This is a genomic window from Rhizobium sp. Root708, from assembly GCF_001429725.1.
GTDB lineage: Bacteria > Pseudomonadota > Alphaproteobacteria > Rhizobiales > Rhizobiaceae > Rhizobium.
Window position 1 is genome coordinate 1 of the sequence record NZ_LMHV01000037.1, and the last position, 3,247, is coordinate 3,247.

The following is a 3,247-nucleotide window of genomic DNA, read 5'->3' on the forward strand; positions in this document are numbered from 1 at the left end:
GCGGGAAATCGGTGGCGTTTGTAGTGGGCGGTCGCATCTTTAGTCATGCCAATAGACTATTGCCTCGATCCGCAACAGTCGGTTAAGGCGACGCCACCATCCCGACATCTGGCGTCAAAGCGGCCGCCGCGGTGTCCTGTTGCCTACTGATATTTGGTTGGGGTTCTTTGGGCGAGGCGTCGGATGTCCGTGAGGCTTGAATTCCACCAGAAGTGACTTCAATTCTACCTCTCTGACGCGTCGCGCCGCTTCGTCCGGGCTCACCCAAGCAATCGTTCGTTCGCCGCGTTCCTTGAACTCTGCCCGCGACTCCTTGATCTCGATCTGGAAGATGTCGACGATACACGGCACAACGTCACCGTCCCCCAGAAGTCTGAGGTAGGTGTAGCGGCCGACCGGCTTCTTTCTGACCGAGCCAGCTCTGTTCAGACGCTTGAGGAGCGCTTCCCTCGGTAACAAGTGTGTCGTCCACCTCTGCGGTCAGTGAGAAGAGAACACCGTCGGTCCTTCGATGTTCCGTACTCGCTGTCTATTTCGGTATCGGGAGGACGAGAGCCCGTTGCGCTTCAAGGCGGCGACGTGAAGATCTTGCTGGATTAGCCATGATTGAAGCGAGCTGACCTTCAGGGCAGTACTTCTCGCCATTCAGCGACGATAGCCAGCTAACCGGCGCCGTTTAAATCCCACTTTTGTCCGCCGGTGTGATACAGTCTCTTATGATCTACGACCCCAAGGACCTCGAACTCGCGCGTCGGCAAGTGATCATCGACCGGCAGATGATTTGCGCTCAGCAGTGCCTGATTGACGGGATGCTGACGCGAGGCGAGCCCGTGGGGCTGGCTAACGAAAGACTGATCAAGTTCACACAGGATCTACGCAATCATTGCTTCGATCAAGACCTGATCCAGGCGTCGATCCGACTGCAGCGCTGAGCTTGAGGGCTCAGGGCGGTCGGCGGATTTGCCCTTTATTCACTCCTTGGCTTTTCCGTCAGGTTCCTCGGCGGTGTCTCGTTTTCCCGGCTGGCTATCTTTCTGCCGTGGTCGGTCCGTGCCTGCTCAAGTTCTCTCATTGTGGGTAAGTCCCCTACAGCTAGCCTCTTATCATCGGCCTCAGTGTTTCGGCGCTTTGTGAACCGATGCCGCGGCTTCTTTGTTTCGCAGGATTCGTTTGCTGCGCGAGCTCCCGCAATCGGCACGGCGATGTCGGCGCGTGCGGCGACGGCGTCGGCGATCAATTCCTTGGCCGAGGGATTGCCGTCCGGGCGCTGATCGTTGGCCCCGAAGTCTCGCCGATCTCGGGCAGTAAAGCGCTTGGTGTTCTCTCGGTCCGACATTTGATTGCCTCTCTTTGGAAGTCAGAAGTCTGCTTCGCGCACCGCCGCACCTAGCGGGGGGACTCGATTGTCGAGGGGTAGCGAACCTGGCGTTTGATGCGACCCCGGTTCAACACAAGTCGAAGCCGCCTCTCGCCGCTGCTTTCTTAACGAAGGTGAGGCCTCTCACTCTACAAAGCCCAGCCGTGTCAAATGAAGATGAGGCTCCCGTTGTACCAGGGCTCCCCCGATTGGAAAGTCGATACTCGCTAAGGCGCTTGCTCTCGAGGATCGGCAGAGCGGTCATAGGCGCTAACCAAATATACGGAGACCATGAACGAGTTCGCTTGATATTGAGCGGGCTATGGAGACGCAGGATGTGACAGGGTTCCATATTCTGGACTGGCAACAATCAGCTGATTTACATGACGTTGAATTCAACAGCGGTGCTGCAGCGTGAGCCATACTCAGAGCCCACGCTGCTTCAGAACGCCGTCGAAATGGTCGTTCAAAACAAGCCCAACGCCAAGTTGTCAGTTGGATCGTGCAATCTTGAGGAGATCTTCGTCGCTACCAATTCCCTCGCCGTACATCGTGAAGCGCAGGCTAGGCAGGGTTTGGTGACCGTGATCGCGTTTGGCAACGCAGCCGTCGAAGTTTCCCTCAACGATCGACAGTCCCATAGGTTTTCGATGGCGTTTTCGGACGTAGCCAAACATGGTTCGTCCTTTCAGGTTGGGGCGGAAGCTGGGTCACTTCCAGTCGAAGCCGCCCGTGATCGGTTGGCTTCGATGCGGTGTTATACGCGGGTCTGCCCTCTGGGGCAACGTTCTATTCGCAGTAACATTAAGCGGGCGACATTTGTAACCGACATTGCATTCTATGCTTTTGCGCGCCGACGGGTGCTTAGTGGCAGCACACTGATCTTGAGCACTCATTTGCCATCCGAGGGTTCTGCGCTTCCGCGCCCGCTCATCGTGTTGGCGGCACTCGGAAGAGTGCGTCGTCAATCTCGCTTCTGGTAAGAGGCAACCGCCGTCGTTTTTTGCCTGTAGCAGCGCCGCGCCCTCGAAGAACTGCAGCAACGTGTCGCGTCGAACGGGCCTCTAACTGGTCGGTACTTGGTCCGAGATCAACGACGGGGAAACTCGTGCCGATATCGATTCGGCAGACTGCGGTGGGTGCGGCACATTGCGTTGTGGCATGGCAACCTCGTTCGGTTTGACCGCCTCATCATGCTGCGGGAGGACGGGGCGGACCATCCCAGTTGATGCGATGGCCGGTTGCCAAGCGAAAAACGTCACGCACCTGAAGACCGTTATGAGGCTTTCGAACCCACGGGCCTGCCAGATCATATCTCGCCGGGACAGAGCCGCGCGAGGCTGCGTGAGTGGCTGCCGACGACGGCGTTTTCGGCTACCGTCGACTGTGCGTCCTTCTCAGGTAGGAGGGAAAACCGTCGTGCGTCAATCGTATCTATCGCGAGAAAGGCTTTTCAGTACGCCAGCGGAAGGCGCGACATCATACTGTCGGTTGCTGCTATCATCGTAGATTTTCAGGCCCGCAACCCGTCAGCCACGAGTTTGAGTTTCTGGTGGACAGGCGACGCCTCAAGGACGCGGACGTGGTAAGGAATTTCCTCCGTTAGCCCAAAGCCCCGCTTTCAACCGCAAAGACCTGACACCTGTATGGTTTTCCAGCATTTGTTCACCGCGCTTTCCGGCTGTTTGACCGCCAAAGAGGATGCCCTGGCCTAGAGCTCGGCGGGGCTTGTTTTGGGGGGGCCACCTTCTGGTTAGATTGACCGCGCCGACGTGGGTATTTTATTTGCGTGCGCTCATGTCGAGCGTTTTTCACCCCCGTCATCGGTGGGGCCTCGCGGCCAACACGCGGGGCTTTCGGACGGTACATTCCTAAGTGATCGTTCGCCGG

3 protein-coding genes and 1 pseudogene are annotated in these 3,247 nt (G+C 57.6%); 1 reads left to right on the plus strand and 3 read right to left on the minus strand.

The annotated features are described in order from the left end of the window. Positions 1-114: 114 nt before the first annotated feature. Positions 115-417, minus strand: a pseudogene (locus tag ASE04_RS31715) (hypothetical protein); the annotation flags it as partial. Positions 418-716: 299 nt separating this feature from the next. On the opposite strand from ASE04_RS31715, the gene ASE04_RS19195 reads away from it, so the two are divergent. Beyond that, positions 717-932, plus strand: coding sequence for a hypothetical protein (locus tag ASE04_RS19195; RefSeq protein WP_056820502.1), 216 nt, complete (start codon positions 717-719; stop codon positions 930-932). A gap of 35 nt (positions 933-967) precedes the next feature. On the opposite strand, the gene ASE04_RS19200 is transcribed toward ASE04_RS19195, so the two are convergent. Both ASE04_RS19200 and ASE04_RS30780 read right to left on the minus strand, forming a co-directional pair. Then, positions 968-1,336 carry a hypothetical protein gene (locus ASE04_RS19200; RefSeq protein WP_056820505.1) on the minus strand — a complete coding sequence of 123 codons (369 nt, stop codon included), beginning with the start codon at positions 1,334-1,336 and terminating at the stop codon, positions 968-970. 512 nt (positions 1,337-1,848) lie between these two features. Beyond that, positions 1,849-2,034: a hypothetical protein gene (locus ASE04_RS30780; RefSeq protein WP_156408839.1), complete on the minus strand. Its 186-nt coding sequence runs from the start codon at positions 2,032-2,034 to the stop codon at positions 1,849-1,851. Positions 2,035-3,247 lie beyond the last annotated feature (1,213 nt).